General features: G+C 40.5%; 24 protein-coding genes and 1 pseudogene. 16 read left to right on the forward strand and 9 right to left on the reverse strand.

The window, feature by feature from the left end:
- Positions 1-84 precede the first annotated feature (84 nt).
- From ABID56_RS10865 to ABID56_RS10880, 4 genes are read left to right on the forward strand one after another with little or no spacing between them, the layout of a single operon-like run.
- On the forward strand, positions 85-702 hold the full coding sequence (locus ABID56_RS10865; RefSeq protein ID WP_354221091.1) for a TetR/AcrR family transcriptional regulator: 618 nt from the start codon (positions 85-87) through the stop codon (positions 700-702).
- A 17-nt stretch (positions 703-719) separates the two neighbouring features.
- Positions 720-1,613 (forward strand): ABC transporter ATP-binding protein, encoded by an 894-nt coding sequence (locus ABID56_RS10870; RefSeq protein ID WP_354221093.1) that lies wholly within the window; start codon positions 720-722, stop codon positions 1,611-1,613.
- Positions 1,613-3,214, forward strand: a complete 1,602-nt coding sequence (locus ABID56_RS10875; RefSeq protein WP_354221095.1) for an ABC transporter permease — start codon at positions 1,613-1,615, stop codon at positions 3,212-3,214. Before ABID56_RS10870 ends, ABID56_RS10875 begins: the two co-directional genes overlap by 1 nt.
- Before the next feature lie 60 nt (positions 3,215-3,274).
- Entirely contained in the window at positions 3,275-3,793 is a 519-nt protein-coding gene (locus ABID56_RS10880; RefSeq protein ID WP_354221097.1) for a CBS domain-containing protein, read from the forward strand.
- A gap of 42 nt (positions 3,794-3,835) precedes the next feature.
- Here the strand turns inward: ABID56_RS10880 and ABID56_RS10885 are convergent, their stop codons facing one another.
- Complete coding sequence (locus ABID56_RS10885; protein WP_354221099.1) at positions 3,836-4,297, reverse strand: FixH family protein; 462 nt, start codon at positions 4,295-4,297, stop codon at positions 3,836-3,838.
- Positions 4,298-4,439: 142 nt separating this feature from the next.
- On the opposite strand from ABID56_RS10885, the gene ABID56_RS10890 reads away from it, so the two are divergent.
- Entirely contained in the window at positions 4,440-5,858 is a 1,419-nt protein-coding gene (locus ABID56_RS10890) for an amidase (RefSeq protein ID WP_354221101.1), read from the forward strand.
- On the opposite strand, the gene ABID56_RS10895 is transcribed toward ABID56_RS10890, so the two are convergent.
- The gene (locus ABID56_RS10895) at positions 5,841-6,296 is read right to left on the reverse strand and encodes a YaiI/YqxD family protein (protein WP_354221103.1); all 456 of its coding nucleotides are present in this window, start codon (positions 6,294-6,296) and stop codon (positions 5,841-5,843) included. The two genes, ABID56_RS10890 and ABID56_RS10895, sit on opposite strands and share 18 nt — an antisense overlap.
- 123 nt (positions 6,297-6,419) lie before the next feature.
- On the opposite strand from ABID56_RS10895, the gene ABID56_RS10900 reads away from it, so the two are divergent.
- The 5 genes from ABID56_RS10900 to ABID56_RS10920 all read left to right on the forward strand — a co-directional run bounded on the left by ABID56_RS10900 (position 6,420) and on the right by ABID56_RS10920 (position 9,682).
- Positions 6,420-6,863, forward strand: a complete 444-nt coding sequence (locus ABID56_RS10900) for a chemotaxis protein CheW (RefSeq protein ID WP_354221105.1) — start codon at positions 6,420-6,422, stop codon at positions 6,861-6,863.
- Between the two features lie 165 nt (positions 6,864-7,028).
- Positions 7,029-7,406, forward strand: coding sequence for a GntR family transcriptional regulator (locus ABID56_RS10905; RefSeq protein WP_354221107.1), 378 nt, complete (start codon positions 7,029-7,031; stop codon positions 7,404-7,406).
- The gene (locus tag ABID56_RS10910; protein WP_354221109.1) at positions 7,403-8,284 is read left to right on the forward strand and encodes an ATP-binding cassette domain-containing protein; all 882 of its coding nucleotides are present in this window, start codon (positions 7,403-7,405) and stop codon (positions 8,282-8,284) included. Before ABID56_RS10905 ends, ABID56_RS10910 begins: the two co-directional genes overlap by 4 nt.
- Positions 8,274-8,996 carry a hypothetical protein gene (locus tag ABID56_RS10915; RefSeq protein ID WP_354221111.1) on the forward strand — a complete coding sequence of 241 codons (723 nt, stop codon included), beginning with the start codon at positions 8,274-8,276 and terminating at the stop codon, positions 8,994-8,996. Before ABID56_RS10910 ends, ABID56_RS10915 begins: the two co-directional genes overlap by 11 nt.
- Positions 8,993-9,682 carry a hypothetical protein gene (locus ABID56_RS10920; protein WP_354221113.1) on the forward strand — a complete coding sequence of 230 codons (690 nt, stop codon included), beginning with the start codon at positions 8,993-8,995 and terminating at the stop codon, positions 9,680-9,682. Before ABID56_RS10915 ends, ABID56_RS10920 begins: the two co-directional genes overlap by 4 nt.
- Before the next feature lie 47 nt (positions 9,683-9,729).
- Here ABID56_RS10920 and ABID56_RS10925 read toward each other — a convergent pair whose 3' ends face one another.
- The 5 genes and pseudogenes from ABID56_RS10925 to ABID56_RS10945 form a co-directional block, all read right to left on the reverse strand.
- Positions 9,730-10,983 (reverse strand): GNAT family N-acetyltransferase, encoded by a 1,254-nt coding sequence (locus ABID56_RS10925; protein WP_354221115.1) that lies wholly within the window; start codon positions 10,981-10,983, stop codon positions 9,730-9,732.
- 1,119 nt (positions 10,984-12,102) lie between these two features.
- The gene (locus ABID56_RS10930) at positions 12,103-12,486 is read right to left on the reverse strand and encodes a hypothetical protein (RefSeq protein ID WP_354221117.1); all 384 of its coding nucleotides are present in this window, start codon (positions 12,484-12,486) and stop codon (positions 12,103-12,105) included.
- A gap of 16 nt (positions 12,487-12,502) precedes the next feature.
- Positions 12,503-13,315, reverse strand: a complete 813-nt coding sequence (locus tag ABID56_RS10935) for a hypothetical protein (protein WP_354221119.1) — start codon at positions 13,313-13,315, stop codon at positions 12,503-12,505.
- A 650-nt stretch (positions 13,316-13,965) separates the two neighbouring features.
- Positions 13,966-14,199, reverse strand: a pseudogene (locus ABID56_RS10940) (HTH domain-containing protein); the annotation flags it as partial.
- Positions 14,200-14,327: 128 nt separating this feature from the next.
- A complete protein-coding gene (locus tag ABID56_RS10945; RefSeq protein WP_354221121.1) occupies positions 14,328-16,385 on the reverse strand; it encodes a methyl-accepting chemotaxis protein in 2,058 nt (685 codons plus the stop codon).
- A 322-nt stretch (positions 16,386-16,707) separates the two neighbouring features.
- Here ABID56_RS10945 and desA point away from each other — a divergent pair, with 322 nt between their 5' ends.
- The 3 genes from desA (at position 16,708) to ABID56_RS10960 (ending at position 19,553) form a co-directional block, all read left to right on the forward strand.
- Positions 16,708-17,703, forward strand: coding sequence for a Delta(5) desaturase DesA (gene desA / locus ABID56_RS10950; protein ID WP_354221123.1), 996 nt, complete (start codon positions 16,708-16,710; stop codon positions 17,701-17,703).
- A 124-nt stretch (positions 17,704-17,827) separates the two neighbouring features.
- Positions 17,828-18,952, forward strand: coding sequence for a sensor histidine kinase (locus ABID56_RS10955; RefSeq protein ID WP_435521510.1), 1,125 nt, complete (start codon positions 17,828-17,830; stop codon positions 18,950-18,952).
- 1 nt (position 18,953) lies between these two features.
- Positions 18,954-19,553: a response regulator transcription factor gene (locus tag ABID56_RS10960; RefSeq protein WP_354221127.1), complete on the forward strand. Its 600-nt coding sequence runs from the start codon at positions 18,954-18,956 to the stop codon at positions 19,551-19,553.
- Positions 19,554-19,643: 90 nt separating this feature from the next.
- Here the strand turns inward: ABID56_RS10960 and ABID56_RS10965 are convergent, their stop codons facing one another.
- Complete coding sequence (locus ABID56_RS10965; protein ID WP_354221129.1) at positions 19,644-19,895, reverse strand: hypothetical protein; 252 nt, start codon at positions 19,893-19,895, stop codon at positions 19,644-19,646.
- Between the two features lie 101 nt (positions 19,896-19,996).
- A complete protein-coding gene (locus tag ABID56_RS10970; RefSeq protein ID WP_354221131.1) occupies positions 19,997-21,148 on the reverse strand; it encodes a conserved virulence factor C family protein in 1,152 nt (383 codons plus the stop codon).
- A 194-nt stretch (positions 21,149-21,342) separates the two neighbouring features.
- Between ABID56_RS10970 and ABID56_RS10975 the strand changes: the two genes are divergently transcribed.
- The 3 genes from ABID56_RS10975 (at position 21,343) to ABID56_RS10985 (ending at position 24,424) form a co-directional block, all read left to right on the forward strand.
- Positions 21,343-21,624: a hypothetical protein gene (locus ABID56_RS10975; RefSeq protein ID WP_354221133.1), complete on the forward strand. Its 282-nt coding sequence runs from the start codon at positions 21,343-21,345 to the stop codon at positions 21,622-21,624.
- A gap of 115 nt (positions 21,625-21,739) precedes the next feature.
- Complete coding sequence (locus ABID56_RS10980; RefSeq protein WP_354221135.1) at positions 21,740-22,369, forward strand: YczE/YyaS/YitT family protein; 630 nt, start codon at positions 21,740-21,742, stop codon at positions 22,367-22,369.
- A gap of 84 nt (positions 22,370-22,453) precedes the next feature.
- Positions 22,454-24,424, forward strand: a complete 1,971-nt coding sequence (locus tag ABID56_RS10985; RefSeq protein ID WP_354221137.1) for a sensor domain-containing protein — start codon at positions 22,454-22,456, stop codon at positions 24,422-24,424.
- The last annotated feature ends 209 nt before the right edge of the window (positions 24,425-24,633 follow it).

A 24,633-nucleotide genomic window follows, 5' to 3' on the forward strand; every position in this document is an offset into this window, starting at 1 on the left:
TTAACTAAAAGACAAGTTGACCGAAGTGGTCAGTTGAATTATAATGTGACCAAAGTGGTCGAAACATAAGTGAGGTGATGGTTGTTGAAAGTTTTAGATCAGTTAGATGGCAACAAACGAATGGCTATTATTAATGCAGCGCTTCAAGAATTCACCGAGAAAGGGTTCGACAAAGCGTCCACCAATCATATCGTTAAAACAGCAGGCATAGGAAAAGGAACATTGTTTTATTATTTTCATAATAAACAAGATTTGTTTGATTCGCTCATCGAGTACTGTATCGGTGTCATACAAGATGATTTTTTAGCCCATATTGATTTTACGGAACCCGATTTTATCGAACGGATGCGGCAAGTAGCGCTTCTAAAGTTAGAAGTCCAACATGAACAGCCTTATATGTTTTATTTTTTTGCACAAATGTTAATTCATGAAGAACCTTTGCCAGAAGGCGCGAAGGCTCAAATCGACACGATGCAGGAACGAAATTATGCAGCGTTGTATAACAATGTTGACTTGACGATGTTTCGTGATGATTTAGATCACGACAAAGCAATGGAGCTTATTCGTTGGTCGATTGAAGGGTATCAACAACAATTGTTAGAGCGAATTAAAGGTGAGTCGATTGCATCGCTCGATTTTGCTACCTTAACGACAGAGTTTGAAACGTATTTAAATACACTTAAAACGGCTTTTTATCAGTAAAAGGGGGGGAGACTGTGATGACAGTACTTCAGACGAGTCATTTAACGAAACGCTTTGGGAATGTCGACGTTTTAACAGGTGTCGATTTAGATGTGGGAGAAGGCGAGATTGTCGGGTTTATTGGGCCGAATGGAGCGGGTAAATCCACAACGATTCGAATTTTATTAGGTATTTTAAAAGCATCTGGTGGTGAGGCGAAGATTTTCGGTCAAGACGTGTGGCGTGACGCTGTCGATATTCATAAACGAATTGCTTACGTACCAGGTGATGTGAACTTGTGGCCGAATTTAACCGGCGGGCAAGTGATTGATTATTTAATACGGTTGAGAGGTCAAACAGTCGATCAGGACCGTAAGCAACGATTAATGGACCGATTTCAATTAGACCCGACGAAAAAAAGTCGGACGTATTCGAAAGGGAATCGGCAAAAGGTCGCGCTTGTGGCAGCGTTTTCGGCTGATTGTGATTTGTATATTTTAGATGAACCGACTTCTGGCTTAGACCCGCTAATGGAGCGCATGTTTCAAGAATTAGTGTTAGAGAAGCGAGCGGAAGGGAAAAGTGTCTTATTATCGAGTCATATTTTATCAGAGGTAGAGAAATTATGTGACCGGATTGCGATTATTCGCGATGGGGCCGTGATTGAATCAGGGACGATGAGTGACTTGCGCCATTTAACGCGTACGCATTTGTATGTAGAAACCGATGCCCCGCTTGTTTTGCCTCAATCTGACGGGATTTATGAATGGACGGAAACAGACTGGGGTTATCAATTTCAAGTCGATCGTGACGTGTTGAGTGACGTCATGCAAGCAATCGGTCAAGCAGGTGTGACGAAGATCGAAAGTGCGCCGCCAACATTAGAAGATTTATTCATGCGACATTATGAAGTGGATAGAGGTGACGGTTAATGCGTGCATGGTTTAATCATGTTTGGCCGGTGTTTATGTGGCAATTAAAACAGGATCGCTGGCGTATTGCGATTTGGCTCGTCTCACTAGTCGCGGTCACCGTTTTAACGGCGCTTCTGTTTGAAGGTTTGTACCCGTCAGAAGGTGATCGCCAACGGTTAGCTCATTCTGTATTAAATCCAGCGATCACGATGTTGCTAGGTCCAGCGTATGGCGTCGATCAATATGATATTGGCGCGATTATGGCGCATCAGATGTTTTTATTTACGGCTGTAGCGACCGCGATTTTCAGTATTTTGACGGTGACGAAACACACGCGTGAAGAAGAGTCGCTCGGGCGTATGGAATTAATTCGATCATTACCGACTGGTCGATTAGCGCCGATCATGGCGACTGTCGTGCATCATGTGCTGACGTTTGTCGTCTTAGCAGTCGCAATTGGTAGTGGGTTATCGTTGTTACAGTTTGAGTCAATTTCGGCTGAAGGTGCGTTTTTATACGGCGTCGGTTTAAGTGCAATCGGGTTATTTTTTGCAGCTGTAACGGCGCTTTGTGCCCAATTAGCTGAATCATCTCGGGGAACAGTGGGGCTCGCCTTTTTCGTGTTAATTTCAGCTTATGCGATTCGTGGTTTAGGTGATGTATCGTACGATGACTTGTCGTGGTGGTCGCCACTTGGATGGATTTTGGAAACACGAGTCATGGTCGATAATCGTTGGTGGCCGATTGGGTTAGTCTTATTGTTAGCCTTTGTTTTGACCTTTATTGCGTTATGGTTAAATGCGCGTCGTGATATCGGTGCAGGGTTACTGCCAGCGCGACAAGGCCCTATGCAAGCATCTAGGTGGTTACAGACATCGTTTGGTTTTACCGTGACGATGCAGCGTGTGTCGATGATCGCTTGGGCTGTTGGGTTATTTATTTTCGGTGCAACGTATGGCTCTGTCCTCGGTGAAACCGGAACGTATGTCGCGGAAATTGAACTCATGAAAGAGATGCTCAATATTGAACAACTATCGGGTCAGGCGCTGATCGAGGAATTTGTGTCGATGCTAGCGGTTATTATTACGATTTTTGCGACGGTGCCAGTCGTGTTATCGATGTATCGTCTGACGAAAGAAGAGAAGTTAGATCGTCTAGAGCCTGTTATCGCAACGGCGACATCTAAACAAAAACTGATGATCACTCATGTCGCGGTCGCTGTCATTTTTAGTATTATCGTCGTCAGTGCTGCAGGAATTGGTATGGGAATTTTAGGTCAGATGTCTGTCGATGGGTTACAGTTTAGCGCGGTTTTTGAAACATTAATTGCTTACTTACCTGCTATTTGGGTGATGTTAAGTTTAGCGGCGTTGTGTGTCGGTTTAGGGAAATGGCAATGGATGACGTGGGTGTATCTCGGTTATGCGTTTGTCGTTGTGTATTTAGGTGGTGCGTTAGAATTCCCTGAATGGATGAACCATATATCGCCGTTTGAATGGGTGCCGCGTTTACCGGTCGAAACATTTACACTAGTTGAGGTCATCAGTTTAATATCCGTTGCGATTGTCGTCACGAGTATAGCCGTTATATTATATAGACGGCGTGATTTAACAGGATAATATCTATGTATAATTCGCTCTGTCTAACGCATGATAAACGTTAGAAGGAGTGATGAAATCATGGAAAATGCGATCAAAAATTTAATGAGTTCTAACATTGTATCGGTAACGTCGCAACAATCCGTACAAGAAGCGGCGGCATTGATGGAGCAACATGATATCGGAGCCATTCCCGTTGTCGAAAACGGCCAGTTACGCGGTATTATTACAGACCGCGATATCACATTGCGAGCAACGGCGCAAAATCAACAAAGTAACTGCCCGATTGGCCAATGTATGAGCGACCAAATTGTGTCCGCTGATGCTAGCATGGATGTCCATGAAGCGGCGCAGTTAATGGCACAAAATCAAATCCGTCGTCTTCCAGTTACTGAAAATGGTCAAACGGTTGGTATGTTGTCGATCGGTGACCTTGCACAACAAAATATTTACCGAAATGAAGCGGGCGATGCGTTATCAAACATATCGATTCCGAAAGCTCAGCAAGCGAATGGTCAAGCGCAAGCGCAGGCTTCACAATCAGCACAACAACCGAATCAACAAATGAACGCATCTCAACAAAATCCAGGGATGCAATAATAAAAGAGGCGACCACGTGATAGGTGGTTCGCCTTTTTTTGCTTAGTGATCGTTATGACCATCTTCCGTATTCGAATTAGACGCTTCGCTTAGATCGGCATTACCAACCGCGATCGGCTGTTGTGGCATGGTATGTTGATCCAATGCGGTCACGTGAGCAATCATATAGTAAATGCCGTCGTCTTCAAAGGTATACGACGCTTCATAAACACCTTCTTCGGTAAACGACCCTGTAATCATCTCACTTTGCTCTTTTGATCCTTCTTGCCATACTTCGAATTCAACTTCATCAGCTTCGTTTACATTATTGTTTCCGTGCGTAACATGGGCTGATAGTGTGACCTCACCAGCTTCGACCTCTTGTTCTGTTAAGATCTCTACTTTTAACGGTGTTAACGCATCAGCCTCAGCTGACTCATCGTTGTTCTCAGCATTATCATCTGAACCGCAAGCTGATAATACGAGTAATATAATAGCTATAGCACTGATTATACATCTTTTCATTGATTAGACTCCTTTTCTACTATGACTGATATCTATTTATAATGTATCATGAGTTTAACGTGCTTAGTTTATGTTTCTGTGAACATTTTTCGGAAAAAAGGTGACGAAAACGTGATGAAATGTCGCCGTGTGGAGGGATAACATGAAACACGATTTAACGCAATACGATGGCGTTGGCCTAAAACAATTAATCGATCAACGCGAGGTTACACCCTGCGAAGTCCGGCAATACTTTGCTGAACGAATGAAAAAACTTAATCCGACGTTGAACGCGGTTGTCCATACAATACCTGAAGCGATAGATGAAACGGAATCAGCTGTCGATGGACCCTTATCAGGCTTGCCATTTTTAATTAAAGACTTAAATCCTGTGAAAGGTCACCCGTTGACGAACGGCTCGGCTTTGTTAGACGGTTTTACTGCACCTGAAGATGACTTGTTCGTGAAACGATATCGCAAGGCAGGCCTACATATTCTCGGTAAAACGAACACGCCCGAATTCGGGTTTACGCCAGTAACAGAGCCTCAATTATTCGGTGCGACATACAACCCTTGGGACTTAACTCGTTCACCGAGTGGCTCAAGTGGTGGAGCTGCTGCTGCCGTTGCTTCAGGCATGGTGCCATTTGCGCATGCCAGTGATGGCGGGGGCTCAATCCGAATGCCTGCGTCGATGAACGGATTATTTGGCTTTAAACCATCGCGTGGTCGCACAGCCATGTCGCCATATATTAACCAAATTTCGGTTAATCATGCATTGACGCGTTCTGTTCGTGACAGCGCAGCCTTATTGGACGTTATTCAAGGCGGAACTCAGGCGGATGTTTATCCAACTTTACCTATAGAGCAGTCCTTTTTACAACAATTGGATCAGTATCACAAGCCTTTAACAATTGGTGTATCACTTGATTGGGGTGGTCAAGTACCAGTCGATACTGACACGCGCGAGGCTTTTAATGAGGCGGTTAAGCTTCTAACCGACTTAGGTCATCATGTACATATGATTGACCCACCTCTAGATTTCGCCGATTTCACCGAACAGTTTATGAACGTTTGGATTGCTTCAGGCGCTGTCGCTATAGATCATGTCGGAGCGATGGTCGGCAAAACGCCATCAGAGAAAACGCTCGAACCATTAACGCATGAAATATATGAAGCGGGCCAACAGATGGATGCTTTCACGTATGAATCGTCACGCGTACGCATGCAAGTGATATCACAACAGATGATGCAGTTGCACGATACCTTTGATGTCATCGTAACCCCGGTTTTCAATCAAAAAACATTTAAAACAGGCGAGCTAAATCCACAATCGATTGCTGATATGACAACGATCATGATGAAACATTGTAGCTTTACGCAACTAGCAAACGCGAGTGGACAACCCGCTATGAGTGTTCCGATTTATTGGTCGAATGATCAACTACCAATCGGCATACAGTTTCAAGCAGGATTAGGTCACGATGCACTGTTATTTCAATTAGCTCATCAAATCGAAAGCGCTAAACCGTGGTTTTATCGTTATCAGCAACTGGAATCATCATTACAGTCGATTATCTAATCGGTCCAAGAGTTGTTGTAAACTTTGCGTGAACTGTTCGCGGTCTTCGCGCGAGAAAGCTTTTGGCCCTTTTGTCCGTTCGCCACTTTGGCGAGCTAGGGCGTTGATATAGCGAGATTGTAATAAATGATCGATGTTATGCTCGGTATAAACCATGCCTTTTTGGTGAATGGCATGCCCGCCCTTTCCTAAGACGAGCGATGCTAAACCGTAATCTTGTGTGACGACTAGGTCACCAGGCTGAACTTGTTGGACAATTTTATAATCAGCGGCTTCGGATGCTGAATCGACATAAATCGTTTCTACACCAGGCTTTTGGTCATCATGAGAAAAATGGGCGAAACTTTTAATCATAATAACAGGAATCTCTCGTCGTTGTGCTTCTTGGATTGTTTCTTGCGTTACTGGACAAGCGTCGGCATCAATCAAAATCGTCATATGAAAACCACCTTTTGTCGTTTGAAATAGGATGAAAGAAATAGGTAATAAAGTGTGTTAATTTGTCGAAAAAATCGTTATAATAAGATTAATCATATTAAGTAAAGTGAAGGAGGGTGACTTATGGCTGAGCTAACAAAATATATTATCTTTGAAATTAATCGTGAACGATTTGCGATTAATATTCAACAGGTAAGATCGATCGAGAAAATGCCAGAACTAACGACGATGCCACAAATGCCAGAATCAATGAAGGGAATCTTTGAACTCCGTGGTGCGATTACACCGGTTATTGATTTGAAAGAGAAACTCAATATGGGGCAAGCGAACAACGACGAGGAAACACGTGTACTCATTTTAACGATCGATGATAAACCGTTAGGCGTCATTGTCGATAAAGCAACAGAAGTCGTTGATATTGATGCAGATACGATAGAACCACCGCCAGAAATGGCAGCAGGTGTTGATCGAGAATACATAACAGGTGTAGCCAATCAAGAAGATCAACTCATTGTCATACTCGACTTAGATCGTGTGTTATATTATGACGATTATAATGTCAGTTAATACGATTGACTAAGATCTAATTACAAAAATTCCGTCTCAAGATAAAACTTGAGGCGGGATTTTTTTATGGTCAATATTGACATAACTAGATGATGATGTATCATAGTGATTAGTACATTACATAACTAATGCACTAATAGACATCAATAAAAGGCGGGCGAATCGATGTTAGATCATAATCGAATGACACCGATCTATGTGCAAATTGCAGAATGGCTCGAAAATGAAATTCTTAATCAACGCTTAGCTGCACATGACAAGATGTATTCCCAATATCAACTAGCGGACCTGTTTAATATTAATCCAGCAACAGCTGGAAAAGGAATCACAACGTTGTTGGATGATGACTTACTGTACAAGAAACGCGGGTTAGGAACATTTGTGTCAGAGCATGCTCGAGAAACGATCATCCAAAAACGTAAAGATGAAACGTTACAACGGATGATTGATGATTTAGTGCGTGAAGCCGAATATTTAGATGTTAGCCAAGAAGAATTAATCAAACGACTTCATCAAGCAAGGCGAGAAGGGGGATCGTCATGAGCGATATTCAATTAAAAAATGTCACGAAGCGTTACCGACAGAAGACAGCGATATCATCACTTACCCTAGATATTCCAGACAAAAGCATGACAGGTTTAGTCGGTCCTAACGGTGCTGGCAAAACGACATTACTTAACATGATTGCGGGTTTTGAAAAGACGACAGATGGTGAGTTAACTGTTTTTGGTGAGGAACCATTTGACCATCTCAATGTGGCGGCGAATTTATTTTACGTCCATGATGGAATGATGTATCCGCAAGATTTTCGGATTGCTGATGTGTTCCGTGCTTTTCAAACGAATTATCCTCATTGGGATCAAGCATTAGCGGAGCAATTAGCGCAACATTTCGGATTAGATATTAGGCAAATGCCTCGCTATTTGTCAAAAGGGCAAGCATCGACGTTGAATGCGGTCATCGGTTTAGCTGTTCATACACCTGTGACATTATTTGATGAACCGACAACAGGTATGGACTATGGTGTGAGACGTGACTTTTACCGGGCGTTATTAAAATCATATTTGGCAACTCCTAGAACGATCGTGCTGTCGAGTCATTTATTAAATGAATTAGAAGATCTATTAGAGCATGTTGTCCTCATTAATCGTGGAGAACTCGTGTTACAAACAGAGATGGATGACTTGAAGCATTATGCCGTTGGGGTCTCAGGTACTGAGGAGCAATTGAATGGTCTTGAAAATGTGTTGTATCAAGAAAGTCTAGGGTTTAATCAACATTTTTGGGTTATCGAGCATCCAGGTGAGAGTGATTTGAACCGATTACGTGAACAAGGGTTATCGGTTGCGCCTGTTGCGCCAGCTGATTTGTGCGTCTATTTAACCCAAACAGGGAAGGGTGATATTGACGATGTCTTTTAAAGAAATGAGTGACAAAACAGCGATCGTCCAGCAAGTTCGTTTCAAACTAGCGGCGTTTAGTCTAGTGTTTTCAACATTAGCGATCATCCAGCTCATCGCCTTTTTATTTTCTATTACAGGTAGTCAATCATCGGGTGGTATGAGCGATGTGATGGTGTATCAAGTGACGGAGATTAATAGCAATCTGATTGTCATATTCACATTGTTATGGGCATTAGCGATACCGTTTGGGATGCTGAGTCGCGATCAAAGACAAATGGAATTTATGTTTGTGACGAACCGATTTGTGAGTCATGTGTCGAATCTTGTGTTCATTGTTTGGATGGCTCTAGTTGCCGCGTTTTTCACTGTTGCTCTGACATTAACATTGCACGTCACCGCATATGTCGTGCTTGATGACGTTTCGGTAGAGACAATCCTGTCGTTATCTGACCTTGCAATATTATGGTTGTTTACGGGGTTGTGGGTGTTACTCATTGCGACGACAAGCTATTCGTTAGCTGTATTGATGCGTCTGCATACGCTTTTAAAAGTGATTGGGCCAGCCGTCGTGTTAGGACTCTTGTTTTATCAAACGCCTGTCGCGCCGTTTATTGAATGGATTGTGTTAGAGACGACAATCGCATGGTTTGCGTTGAAAGTGTTGCTGACTGTTAGTGTTATAAGTCTCGTCGTCGTATTTGGAATTAGACAGTTGGAGGTGAGGCGATGAATGGCATGATGTGGCTTCTTATCATCGTTGTATTGTTAGTTGCTTTAGCAATCGGGTTAAGCTTAGAAAAATTACAAACGAGATCGTGGTTTCGTAGTCGTTTTCTAACAGTGTATATCATCGTATTAGCGATTGGTTCTGTGGCTTATTTCTTCGTCGTCGCACCTTCTGAGGCGACAGTCGATCCGTCGACTGATCCAGTTACGATGAGTGGACCACGGTATTCGTTTGAAAATCAAAACTTAGATATTTTAGACGATCTTACATTGGAACATGAATGGTCTGTGCCGGTTGATCGTCAATTAATGGTGAGCGAATTAGATCGTGCGATTCAAACAGCACGTTATCTGTTTGTGAAAGAAAACAACGAATTAGATGGTGAGGCGCTCGTGCAATGGTACCGGCCATCTGTTTTAGAGTTCGATGGTAAGTTGTTACCTGTTGATTTTCCCAAGGTGAATGCGAATGTACATGATAGTGAAATCGAATTTCAACATGAACCACACCTTGACGTTCAGTATAATACATTAAGCCAATCGTTGTTTGTCGATTACTTTAAAGGTGAAGGGAGTACCTTTTTAGATTCTTCTCGTGTGACGAACACATCAGTGATAGTCGTGGAAGTACCACCTCAAGTGGACGTCGATAACCAGACAAGGCTTCAGATGACTCGAGTTAATGAATAAACGGTTCGAACCGTCTCCATTGTGAGAGGGTTCGGACCGTTTGTTTTTTAAAAATTCGTCATCGAAATCGGCGCGTCGGGTGTGTAGAATATTTGGTCTATCACATCGACATGCTCAGCGTTGGATATAGTGACTTTGCCGTATAAATAGAGTTTGTTGAAGCGGATCACACCCAAGAGAAGGCTCGTTAAGTCAGCGATGTCGATCGAAATCGTTGTATCAGCTGTCGCCCCTCGAATCACTGTCGGATGTCCGTTTGAGAAGGCAACGGTCACATCGCCAGCATTAGCCGGGTACATCGAGTCCGTCACTTGGAACGTCACCGTGTGATTGGCGTTATGAAAATTATGCTGTTTTAATTGGTCGAAAAACCGTTCAACGTTAATGATGCGGTACATGAGCCCGAGGCCAGATGTATTCGTTTGATGATAGACGAAATTGACTAAGTTGTCTGATCCATCGCGCGCATCGGTGAAAAAATGGTGAAGCGTATCATCTTGCGTTGGCACAGAAATACGGTTGACTTGGTCTTTTTGAGTATGGAAAAACGTCGATAATTGTTGCAGTGCATCACGGGTCGTATAGACGAATTCATGTATGGTGATGTTGCTAGATAAGAAATTATTCACTTCACGTTTTTTAAACGAGAAAATCGCATACCCTGTCACGGCACCATTTTGTTTAACGCCGACGATTTTAATATCGAATTGGTCAAACGGTCGTTTGTATTGAAAGGCTTCTTTCGTCATCACACCATGATGTTGCGTGGCGAACTGATTATAACAAGCGACGAGTTCGTCTTTGTCATCAGCTGTTAAATACGTGATGCCTTGTTTGTTGTTGAAATTAGGAAACGCATGTGGTGCAACGGTATAGACGTCCTTCTTCTTTCCATAACCAAAGCCCATTTGATAATAAAAGTCTGGACGAAAGGCGTATAACGTCGTGAGTGCATAGCCACGCTTGTCGTAATGATCAAGGAAATAATCGACTAATGATTTCGCGACGCGTTCCTTTTTATGTAATAAATCGGTAGCAACAGAACTAAGCCCACCTGTAGGCAAGAACGAACCAAATATATTCATGTTAAAGTCAAATAACTTCATTGACCCGATTAATTGGTTGTCTTCAAATACACCGTACGGGACGACAGAGTTCGTTTCTTGGAATAACGATTTTTCACGTTCGACTAATCGTTCAATGTCTTCTTCTTTCGTAGCCGCGTTAGCTGTATACGCTTGTTCGTGCAAAATAACGTTATCGCGGTATTCTGATTCTTGGATTGGTCTGATTTCACGCATTGGCCTGCCTCCTTATTATTCCTTTATTATAGACTGAAATGGATGCTAGTTCCAATAGGTTGCTGTTTTTGGATGCGTATTCCATTCGTTATTGAGCAACTTTTTTCATAAAAGAGTAAGTAAGGTGGTTAAATGGGCGAGTTCAGGATGAATTGATCGAGTAGGTAGACTAAATGAGCATCTTCGTTCGGGATTGGGCGACTTCACCGATTATTGAGCGACTGAGATGAACAATTGATCAACTTTTGAAATAAAAGAGCGACGGACATAAAAAGGATCGCCCCACTTAGTAAAGTGTACCCTATGTAAAGGACATTAAAAAAAAAGACTAGGCAACCTTTTGAAGATGATCTCTGTATTGTACAGGGGTCATCTTTTTCATATTCTGAATATTGCCATGCAGTAGATCCACCTGTGCCATTTTTTTGAGCCACTTAGTGTTTCAGGAATATAGACCTACCCCTATAAGTGGATGGACATATAGAGGTCTTGACAAGGAGCCTCTGTGGTAAAGGCGTTATGCAAGAAACGGCAGCTAAAAGCTTGCCTGGCAAGGAAGCCTACCATTACCACCTCTCCTTGTAAAGACCGTGCACTAATGATTTATTAGAGGTTAAAGGTCCTGGATCTATAATGGCAAGGGTGGATCAATTTCGAGGCACAGGTGGATCATTCCAAAGGCAATATACACATATTCCATTGACCTCGATTCAAAATATAGTAATTCATATAGGATTTATTCTCCTGGTTTAATTCTTTAAACGACTGGCAATTGTTATCTTATACGAAAGTTTTTTAGATAAAAAAACTACCTTACTAATTGATTAGCAGGGTAGTAATACAAAAGATTCACCAAATATTAAATTCTGTTTTTAAAGTGAAATACTACTGAAATTTAAGTTATTTTAATTAAACTATCATTGTTAATTCATATACCATGAAAGCAATATATAATAGAATGAGAGTAATCACGGAAAGTAAAATAATTTTTAAAACTTCCACTCCTAATCCTCTCCTTTTGTACCTCATTTGTTGTTAGAGTAAGTAGTCTAATGATTTTATTATAGCAGAAAAGTTTAGTTTTGAACTCTTCTGCTATAATTTTTTAAAAATCCATTGCTAATCAGTATATGGTCCGTCTACAATTTCCACTGTAGTTTGAGCAGTATCTGAACCGCCTGATCCATATACTGTAACCCAAACTGTTACTGAACCGGTCTCGCTATAGTCTTGAACGACGGTGGTGTACCATTGACCTTTTAGTTGAAGACTTTTATCCAAACCATTAGAGTCTCCAATTACAAGATCGAAATCGGGATCTCCACTTCCTGCAATGCTAATTTGAAACCTAATATTTTCATTGGTTTGGTACTCATCTTTTTCAGTACTAATACTTACCTCAAAAGGGATTGTTTCTATACTAGCATCACTTGCTGAGGTTTGGATTGGGACCATTAGTATTAATAAAAAGGAAATGGAAATAAATTTCAAAGTTTTACTCATTATCAGTTTCCCCCTTTTACCAGCTCAAGTCATCCTTATGATAACTTCCTGTATCTTCAACTGTATTAGAACCATTTATACCACTAAAGGAAATCCCTGCTGAAACACCGACTCCACCTGGAGTAGGGAATGAAATGCCTACGTTCGGATTATTTGTGTCATGAGCATAAGCCATTTTAAACTCGGACCAATTTGCACTCTGGATAGCTTCTGAATCATTTACATTTAAATATGCATTGATTGTTCCGCGAACATCTCTAGCGCCACCTTTTATATCATATACATAGCCAACACCTCTGAGTTTTGACTCCTCAGAAGGATAGTTTTGAGTTACTGAATCCCAATAATAGTTTTCAGGCCCTGGCTCTCCACACCCTTGGCAGTATTGGTGCTCATAAGTGTGATCATAGTTAATAGCCCTCCACCCGTCACTCCAAGATAAAGCTACTGCATCACTCAGTGTCCAAAAAGGCATACTCTTCCAGTCATAATCACCTATGACTTGGACATAAGGGCTGTCGTTATATTGCCCAAGAGAGATAACCATAACATTTGTGGTCATGTCGTCCACTAAAGCTTGCGTGGACATGTCCCCATCATTTTCATCGAAAGAAACAGCGGCACTGTCAAAATAAAGTAACTCTTCTGCGTCTTCATTGTTAGCAATTTGTTGCTTAGTTGTAGGATTCAATTGGTCTATTTGTTCTCCAGTAAATCCAAGTTCCGACAATTGTTCATTAACTTCTTCTTCATTTAGGTTGTCCTGTTGCTCTTCAGCGTTTAAACTCCAAGCCCCTAACATCAAAAATAGAAACGTTAATACTAGCAATCTAAATTTCTTATAATCCCTCCTATGATTTTATAGTTAGAATGTTAGCATAAAAATTGTTCCTAATGTAAAAAATAGGTTGCGAAACATGAAGAAATTTCACGAGATTACTAGTATTTTTTTGAATTATTTGTGAAAATATATATATTACTTAAAAAAAAGGGGGGGGAGATATTAGACTAACCTAAATATTTGAGACAATATAAAACACCTTCGAAATGGTACAATGAAAGAAGTATTTATTCGGAGGTGTTTTTGCATAGGCAAAAACGTGTATTCAAGTGACGTGAAATGGGCTGTTATTAGAGCTAAACTATCAGGTGAATTGACGACGAGAGAAATCATGGAGAAATACGGTGTCAAAAATAAATCCCAAATTGAAACCTAGGTGAGATGGTATCACAATAGTGAAATTCATAGGTTTGATCAGCCAATCGGGAAGCAATATTCATATGGTCATGGACCAGAATTCAAATCAGAAGATGAGCGTAAAAATCGTCAAATTGATCACTTAAAAGCGGAAAATGACATTTTAAAAAAGTATATGGAGATCAAAAAGGAGGAGAATTATCTTGAGGAAAATAATATTAACAATAACTTTAGCGTTATTCATTACTACTAGTCAAAACACTGTTTTATTCGCTGGTGGAAAAGAGGAACCGCCACCTTTTTCCTGAGGTCATAATTCTCGTTTTCCCTAGAATGTCAATTGGAAGACCTATTTCTTCAAAGATCTCTCGGGGGAATTTTCCTTTTTCATTTTCAATAATAAATAGTCTTTTGAACCCGTCTGTATAAGTAACCCCTTTTGGGCTAGCAGCTTTGATATATTTATTGGAACGCAAAGTCTTCACTTCTTCTTCAGTAAATAACTTTTTACTCATTCGAGCTCACCTTCTAGTTAAATTTTTTTCATTATTACATAAAAATACCCTATAAAGCAGACTTTTTTCAAAGTGTCTACTTTATAGGGTACATTTTATAGAGCGGGTGATCCTTTTTAAAATTATATCTAATGATTCTGATCTAACTTAAATTCATTAATGAGCTGATTCAATTGATCGCTGGACTGATTCAAGTCTTCAGCGGATTCAGCTAATGATTGTAATGCATTCGTTTGTTCATCGATTGTTGCGTTAATTTCTTGGTTAGAAGCAGCTGTTTCTTGGATATTAGATGAAATTGATTCAACTGAGCCGACGACGCGATCTTTGTATTGATTCATGTCGCTAATCGCTTTAACGTTTTGTTCCACGCTTTCGGTAATGTTTTCAACCGCTTTACCGATATCGTTAAATACTTGAATCGTTTCATCGACGACTTCGTTTTGTGAGTCTGTTGTCGCTTTCGCATCGTTCATTTGGCGAATCGCTTCGTTCGAGCGGTCTTTGACGCCATCAATAATTTTACGGATTTCTTCTGTTGAGTTAGACGATTGTTCAGCAAGCTTACGTACTTCATCGGCTACAACAGCAAACCCTTTACCGTCTTCGCCTGCGCGTGCTGCTTCAATTGACGCGTTTAAGGCAAGTAAATTCGTCTGTTCTGAAATGTCATTGATCGTATGAATAAAGTCGCTAATCTTCTGGATTTGGTCATTCAATTCTTGAACGACATTTTCAGCTTGGTCAAATTGTTGTTTCGACTCTTGTGAGTAATTGGCGAGCTGATCCATTTGATTGAGCCCTTTATTGTTGACGGTGACAGCTTCGTCAGCTAATTCGTTCATGTTCGCACTGCTGTCAGATATCGAATCAATTTGTTCGCTTAATTGGTTCATCTGTTGTGTCATCGTTTCAAGATTTTCTGATGATTGTTGTGCACCTTTGGCGATTTCATTCATCGTGCCTTGAATTTCTTCGTTTGATGCGGTCGTTTCTTCACTTACCGCACTGAAGTTTTCGGATGATGAACGGATAACTTCAGCTGATTCATGTGTTTTTTGTAACAACTCACGCATATGTTGAACCATCTTGTTAAAGTGGTCGTATAAATAGCCGATCTCATCATTTGATTTGTGGTGCGCTTCAACGGTTAAATCACCGTGTGCGACGTCATCCATTTTCTCGCGTAATGTCGTGATCGGTTTGGATAGGCGTCCACTGAAAATATAAATACCAGCGCCAAGGACGATTAAAATAATAGCCCCTGTGATAAGCTGTTGGAATAACAATTCATTTAACGACGCGTAAATTTCGGATTCTGGTACGGCAATACCCAATGTCCAGCCGGTCGTCGGCATTGTGCGATAATAGACTTGGCTCGTCGTACCATTCACGTCAGTTGTGAACTGGCCTTGCTCATTGCTTGTGATTTGCTCAGCATAATCGCCGAATGCATTTGATTCTTCAATCGTTGAGTTCATGACTAGTGAATCGTCTTGGTGTGCAATGATTTGGCCATTGTTGTCAAAGCCGAATGCCCAACCAGATTCATAGATTTGAATATCGGAAATGATTTGCTGGATTTGGGTTAAATCGGTATCCGCTGTGACGACTCCATTGAAACTACCTGAGCTATCAGTAAAAGGTACAGTCGTTGTCACCATTGTGATGTCACTCGCTTCGTCGTAATACGGATCACCCCATACGGCGCTATCGGAACCTTCAGCTTGCGTATACCAATCCCAGCTCGGGTAATCGTAATCCGTTTCTTCGTAAACATCGGTATAGACGAGGTCTTCACCGTCTTTGTAAACGTATGGACCGAAATATTCGCGGTCATCTTCATATGCATATGGTTCAAACCAAATCCCTGAACCGAACGTATCAGCGTTCGTCGTGATCGTGTTTTCTAGCATCGATATGTAGTCATCTTCTGATACGGAATCCCCTGTCGTCGTTACGGTACTCGCAAGTGATTCGGCGAGTTGCTCATGGCTTGCAAACCGTTCTTCAATTTGACTAATGGCATCATCTTGTAAGTTCATGATTCTATGTTCAATCTCTTCATCTAGTTGACTTTTTGAAATGTTATAAGACAGAATGAGAAAAATTGACAGCCCGGCGACCATTAAAGGAAGAAAAATAAATAAGAGCTTCCTTTTAAGACTTGATGTACCCTTTTTCATAACCAACCCCCCGTTAATTTTATTTAAAAAATTTTTAACAATAGACAACTTAACACTAAATACTCAATTTGTCAAAATAAGTCGAAAGGTATTTTGAGCATTATGACTTATATGAGTGACAGTTATGGAAGTGAATCATTCGAGCCCCGTGGTTCCATATCAATTGTCATGACATCAATCAGTCATGGCGTTTTTGTTTGGCCGTGAGTCTCAATCTAAAACATATGACGTTTGTCACATAAAACTCCTGACATTCATGACTGTTTTATTGAACTGTTTTTTCCTAAGATGAGTGAAAGAAGACTTATCATTGGAGGTAGTTATGGCGAATAAAAAGTTAGCTCAACTTAAACAAGACATCAAACCATTTGAAAGCTCTGGTACGAAATCAAGTGTATGGCAATTGGTTAATACATTGCCTCCATTCTTTTTGCTTTGGTTTTTAGCTTATGAAGCGATTTCAGTATCATTGGTTTTATCCATTAGCCTATCGGTTTTAGCGGGTGGATTTATGGTGAGAGTATTTATTATCTTTCATGATTGCTGTCATGGGTCGTTTTTTAAAAATCGCAAACTAAATCATTTCGTTGGAACGGTTACAGGGATTCTCACAATGTTCCCGTATAGGAAGTGGAAAAGAGAACACTCCATTCATCATGCTACTAGCAGCAACTTAGATAAGCGGGGGACAGGTGACGTCTGGGTCATGACTGTAGAAGAGTACAAGAAGTCATCAAAGATGGAGAGACTACAATATCGCTTATATAGAAATCCGTTTGTTATGTTCGTGTTGGGTCCCGTTTATTTATTTTTAATAACGAACCGAAGAAATAGAAAAGATGCTAAGAAAACAGAACGCCAAAATACGTATTTGATCAATATTTCAATTATTGGAATCACTGCTCTATTGATTTGGGCGATTGGTTGGACGAGCTTTTTGATTGTTCAATTACCGATTGCGTTTATTGCAGGGTCTCTTGGAATATGGTTGTTTTATGTTCAACATCAGTTTGAGGATTCTTATTTTGAAGATGAATCTGAGTGGGATTATGTTAAAGCAGCTATTGATGGAAGTTCTTATTATAAGCTTCCACGTGTTCTTCAGTGGATCACGGGGAATATCGGCTACCACCATGTTCATCACTTGAGTCCTAAAGTGCCGAATTATAATCTGGAAAAGGTACATGAGTCGATCCCACCTTTGCAACAGGCAACGACGATTACGATGGTAACCAGCTTGAGATCGATCCGATTTAAATTATTCGATGAGAAGAGTAAGACCTTCGTTCACTTTAAAGAAATTAATGAAAGCCTCTAATCTTCTGATAAAGTGTCCAGAGAAAACTAAACATCAGTAAAAGAAAATCATTCACAAAGTGGATGGTTTCTTTTTTTGGTGAAATGGGTGATACTGATAAGAGATTCAAGAAAGGAATTTGTTGATGCAAAATTGGTTTAATTTATTCCCTAAAAATATAAGTTTGAGCATATACGTATGGGTGATTTCGAGCTTATTGCCCTTTTATTTCATTTTTCGGTCAAATACTTTGTCGGAAATATTGCTTGGTGTGTTATTGATTGTTATATTCTTTGTTGCGTACCGGCTTTCCTTTCTATCGATTGGAGGGCTTTTGTACATATGTGTTTCAATCATGATGCTGATTAGTGTTGGCATGTCTTTGTTTTATGGATATGTATACTTTTCATTATTTATTGCTTTTTTCATCGGAAATGTGCAACAAAAAAGTGGTTTTATTTCACTTTATGTCGTTCATTTAGTTTTGACCGTTGTAGCTTCGGCATCGAGTTATTTTACACAACAAGAGCTGTTCTTATCTCAATGGCCATTTTTGATCCTGACCATTCTTGGGGTAGTATTGCTACCGATCAATACATACAATCGAAGAAAAAGGCAGAAGCTTGAGGCACAGTTATCCGATGCCAAAGATAAAATTTCACAGCTACTGGTCTTTGAAGAACGCCAACGAATTGCGCGTGATTTGCATGATACACTAGGACAAAAGCTATCTTTGATTGGATTAAAAAGCGATTTGGCTGGACGCCTGATCAACAAAGATCCTGAAACAGCTAAAGTTGAAATCCAGAATATCAACCAAACTGCTCGCACAGCCTTAAAAGAAGTCAGAGATATGTTATCGGGCATGCGAATAACGAAGTTTTCTGAGGAGATTAAGCATGTTAAGCAGCTGTTGGAAGCGGCAACAATTCAGATCGATATCCAAGGCGACAAAGAACTAAAACAGGCCCCCTCGTTAGTAGAAGACGTCATAAGCATGTGCTTAAAAGAGGCTGTGAACAATGTCGTTAAGCATAGTCAAGCGACACACTGCAATATAACCACAACCGAATCAGCGCATGAAACAGTTTTGACGATTGAAGATAATGGCGTCGGAATAGAAACTAAAGGTAGCTCAGCATCCGGCTATGGGATGAATGGAATGATAGACCGGTTGGAATTTGTTAATGGAAAACTGGAAATCATAAGTGATGAAAATGGAACAAAATTGACTGTGACCATACCCAATGTCATGAAACAGGAGGGTTAAAATGATTCGAATCGTGTTGGCTGAAGACCAAGGAATGTTACTTGGAGCACTAGGTTCTTTGTTGAACCTTGAAGAAGATATGGAAGTAGTCGGCAAAGCCAAAAATGGTGAAGAGTCCGTCCATCTGGTAAACGAATTGAAGCCGGATATTTGTATTATGGATATTGAAATGCCGGTTAAAAATGGGTTGGAAGCAGCCGAAGAAATGGGCGACCAGAAGTGTGAAGTCATCATTTTGACCACCTTTGCAAGGGCGGGTTACTTTGAACGGGCACGTAAAGCTAATGTTAGTGGGTATCTACTAAAAGACAGTCCAAGTGAAGAGTTGGCCAGTTCGATCCGAAGTATTTTAAATGGTCGGAAGGTATATGCGCCAGAGTTAATCGACTTGGTGTATGAGGAAAACAGTCCTTTAACGGAACGAGAAAGTGAAGTCATTGAGTTAATTTCTAAGGGGAAAAGCACCAAGGAAATTTCCAAGGAACTGCATTTAACGAACGGAACAGTGCGTAATTATATCTCGGTTATTTTTGATAAACTGGAAGTATCGAATCGAATCGAAGCCATTTCGAAGGTAAAGGATAAGGGTTGGGTGGAGTAGTGAGAAAAAGAGCTTAGAGCGTTGAAACTTAAATGAAAAGACTCTAGTGACTGTTTTTTCAGTTAACTAGAGTCTTTTTTGTCGATTTGATTATCCTCGAAATGGACTATTCAAATCATCAACTACTGTTTCTGGTTCTTCCAGAAACGTTAATTCTTCTACATTTTCTCCATTGGGATCTCCGTTCTCACTTGACTCTGTTTCACCTGATTCCTCAGTCGAACCCTCTTCACTAGATGTTTCATATGAGGACTCTTCTGTCGGTTCTTCTGTTTCTTGGTCACCGTCTGTTTGACAACCCATTAAAAATAAAGCCATGAATAGTGGAACCATCCATTTCACTAGAATCCGCTCCCTTATTGACATCATACCTTTTATTTTTCCCTACCAATTTGGTCTGCTAATCATATAAACCCCTTTCTATACTAAAAAGGGGTGGTTGCTTATGACTGATCACCTTTTTGTTTGGTCATCTCAGCCATTTGCTTCCAAATAGATCCTTGCGCTAATTCGCCTTCTTGAATGCGTGATAGTGCCATTTTGGCTTGCATGCGGACTTCAAATTCAGGATCTTCTAACGCTTCTTTTAGCGAAGGAACAGCTGATTCGTCACCGTATTCATATAAAAACATCGCCGCGCGCCAGCGAACGACCCGACTTTTATCTTGCAATCTATCAATCATGTGTGGAATCGCGTCAGTAAAGCCAAGGTCCGATAAACAATCGCCTGCTGTACGTCTGACGGTCACTGTTTTATCTTGTAATGCTTCGTATAAATAAGGTAATGTTTCTTTCGATTCGACCATACCTAAGTATGCTGTAGCTAGCCGGCGAATCGACATTTTCTCATCGTTCAGGGCTTGTCCGAGAATAGGCAAATCGGCTGTTGTAGGGTCTGGTATACGATCTAATGCAGCGTAACGGTCTTTCCAATTGTCTTGTCGTAGATCGTCTTCTGTTAACGGTTTTAATTGTTTTCCTTGTTTTTGATCGCCTTCACCTGATTGTGCAAGGTCTATAAGGGTCTGTAATCGTTTGTCAGGATAGGTTGCGTCAATTTCGTCGACGACATCTGCTCCGATGTCATCGGCATCCCCATAACGTGGATCTTGTTCAATCCATTCACGTTCCATGAGCATGCTCGTCGAATCTTTTGATGCTTCCATGGCAGCTGTTTGAAAACGATCCGCTAAACCGAATCGTTTTTCATCTCCGTCTGCTTCGACTTTAACTTGCATCGGGATGTTACGGAATTGTTGAATATAAACGCGGACTGCGCCGTATGAGTCATTAGGGTTGTGTGCGGTGTTTGATTCATCAGTTTGCAAGTCGGCTGATTGGCCTAACACTGCTTCGACTTGTGGCAAAATAGTTTCCCATTCAACTTTCGGGTGGCGTTCTAAGGCGATGAAGTCAATGACACGGTACAATTCCTTCACCCCCTCTATGGCTAATAAATCACGTACATAGTTAGGTGCTTTGCTTAGATTATCGTTTTGCGAATACGTTTCTGTTTGCTGGTCCGGTAACGTTTCATCAACGTTAATTTTCATCGAGTAAGGACTCGGCGTTGGTTCAATGGACATAATCTTCATCAGTAAGCCTCCTTAATAGTGAATTTCTTTTATTATAGTTTTTAATGGTAAGAATCTATCTTAACGTTTATTTTATCATATCAAAGATTTGCTTCTAGGCTAGGTCTTAACGCACTTACTTTTTTGCCAAAAATAACATATGATTGCAATTAATCGGGTATTGTAACATCAAAAAGGAAGTAAGGAGTGACATCATGGAATCAACATTCCCTTGGGATAAATTACGTTTGTCGATCATGCTTGCATTAATCCTCATTTATATCGTTTATATCATCGGATTTGATCCCCATTTAGCGTGGGGCGTTTTGAGTTTTATCGGTTTAATTTATGGCGTTGTTGAGTGGAAAATGTGGGAGCGCGAGCCGTCTAATGACAACATGTTATATGTCATCATTAGTTTATTAATTTTAAGTTTAGCCGTCTTCGGATATACTGTTTTTTCATTAGTGATTTCGAATTTATTACAACTTGGTTAAAAACCCCTTGACGATGCAAGTAATCCCATTTCATCGTTTTTGTTGTGTCGAAATTTGACTATGTGATATGATGTTTTAGTTGATAAAAAACGAAAGAAAATGGGTGTCGATTATAATGAAAGATTTAATGTATTCAATCATGTTTTATGTATTAGGTATGTTAACGTTGTCATTCGGTGTGACGATGTTAATTTTATCTGATTTAGGTGTCGGAGCTTGGGATGCCTTATTTGTTGGTTTATCCCAACTATTTGGCTTTACAGTTGGTACGTGGATATTTCTTGTTGGTATCGTTCTTATTGTTATAAATAAATTTTTATTGCGAAGTCGGTTTGATATCCCGGCTGTCATTACGATTTTCTTAATCGGTATATTTATTGATTTCTGGTTACTGTTTGTTTTTGATGGTGTGATGGTATCAGGTATGGTTACACGAATCGGCTTACTCGGTTTAGGCGTTATAGGTATGGGAGCAGGAATAGGCATGTACTTGCAGTTAGATTTTGCTCGTAATCCTATCGATAATTTAATGATGGCTGTTCATTACCGGACAGGATTTAGCCTGGCTGTTTCAAAATCAGGTCTAGAAATTCTCATTATGTTGATTGCCTTTTTAATCGGTGGGCCAATTGGTATTGGTACAGTTATTGTTGCGTTTGGCATTGGGCCAATCGTGCAGTTTTTCTTCAAGCGAACGGCACAAGTGAAAGCGATGCTCGTCAATAAGTGGAGCCCTTCATCATAATTAAGACATTTTAATTAGTACGTTTGAAGGATATCTTGAGAAGGGTATATAAAAGGTAACGAATGTTTTTGGAGGGCGATCCAAGTGAATCAAAAACTTGATACGTCAAATAAGAATGGAATTTGGCCTCGGTTAATTTTTATTTCAATTATTATGTTGGTCGGTCAATTTGTCCATGATTTTGTTGATTGGGCTGTTGGCGGAACTATTTTTGGGGAAGACCATTGGCCAGTTGTGTTTGATTTAGCTTTTATCATTTTAATTGTCATTCCGATTATCTATGAGATTTTGAGGCAGCAACAGCGTCATATTAGGGAATTAGAATATAACCAACGCTTTATGAATAGTATTTTTGACAGTATGTATGAAGGTGTTTCAGTGATTGACCGTCAAGGGAATATGAGACGAGTTAACAATGTTGTACGTGATTATATAGATGTTGACTATGATGAATATATTCCGTATGAAACGTGGACGTCTTATGTAGACTATTACAATCCTGATACGAATCGTCAGTTAAATATAAACGAAATCCCGATATTTCGAGCTTTAAACGGAGAAACGGTTGTTGCACAGCGGGTTATCGCCCAATCGGAGAACGGTGTGACTAAACATTTGTCGGTAAATGGTAAGCCGCTTACGAACGATCAGGGAGAGTTTATCGGAGCTGTGACCGTAGCACATGATATTACACAACATGTAGAGATGGAAGCAAAACTGTTAGAAAGTGAGCAGCAGTACCGAGCTCTGATCGAGTTTTTACCGGATGCGGTGATTGTGCAACAATCGAACAAAATTCTTTTTACGAATCAACGTGGAGCAGAGATGTTAGTCGGCGAGGGTGCAGAACGTAGCGATCTAGTCGGTCGACACATTGATGAATTTATTGAGCCAGGTGAGGAAAATAAATTAATTCAACATTTATCAGATTTCGACGAGCAAGATGGTATAACTTCACCAGTAGAACAGACGATTCTACGTTCGGATGGCACTAAATTAGAAGTAGAATCGATTGGTGTACCTATTCAGTTCCAAGGTAAACCGGCTATATTGACGATTGATCGTGACATTACAGAGCGAAAACAAATCGAACAAGCCTTATCTGAAACCAGTCATATGTATGAGATGATTGCGAACAATATGAATGATTTGATTGCACTCATAACACCAGAAGGCGACATTCAATACACCTCACCATCTCATAAAATTGTATTAGGTTTCGAAGGACAAGATTACTTTGGGCATCAAGCGGAGTCGATTATTCATCCTGACGACCGAGTGACATTTGATCATATGTTAACGGATATAGTCACATACGGTGTGCCGAAGCGAGAGGAGTACCGTGTTCGTCATCGTTCAGGTGCTTGGATTTGGGTCGAGGTGAAAGGTGCCCCGATATTTGATCAAAATGATACGCAAGTTGTTAAAGAGATTTTAATTGTTTCTCGCGAAATAACGGACCGAAAAGAATTGGAAGACAAACTTAAACATCTAGCATACTATGATGAATTAACGGGATTGCCAAATCGCAAGTCGTTAGAGGATTACTTAAAAGATGCGATGAACCGATCGAAGCGTTCGGGTGACCGAATTGCGACATTTTTTATTGACTTAGATGGATTTAAAGAAGTGAATGATCAATTAGGTCATGAAGCAGGCGATCAGCTGTTGAAAATAGTGGCAGACCGCTTTCGACAGTCGTTACGCGATGATGATTTTGTTGCGCGCTTCGGTGGTGATGAATTTACTGTCATATTAGAAGACGTCGATGAAAATAAAGCGTTAGAAGTTGCGCATCGTATTTATGATTCATTGTCGAAACCGATACCGTTAACGCAGCAAGATGCTGTTGTGACGCCTAGTATTGGGATTGGCTTATACCCGAAAGATGCATCAGATATTGCAGAAGTATTAAGTAAAGCAGATTATGCGATGTACGTCGCGAAAAACAATGATCACTCATTTTATCAGTTCTATCGTGAAGATTTACCGTCTGTCCAAGAGTTAAAGATGAATCCGGTCGAAAAGTTAATCAATCATTTACGCAAATCGTAATTAGCTACTCGCTCATGTGGGTAGCTTTTTCTCGTTCTGATGCTTATCGTTGAATAAGATGTAAACATCCCCAACCGATCGCGATGCCGAATAAACTTAGAAGAAATAAAGGTTGAGCCGTCGCTTTGAGGAGTTTGGGGAGGAGTAGTTGCGTTTGGCTAAACAACAAAAGAATCCCTCCGATTAAAGCTAAAGGCGCGTACACGATT

The sequence above is a fragment of the Alkalibacillus flavidus genome (assembly GCF_040545925.1).
Taxonomy (GTDB): Bacteria; Bacillota; Bacilli; order Bacillales; family Alkalibacillaceae; genus Alkalibacillus; species Alkalibacillus flavidus.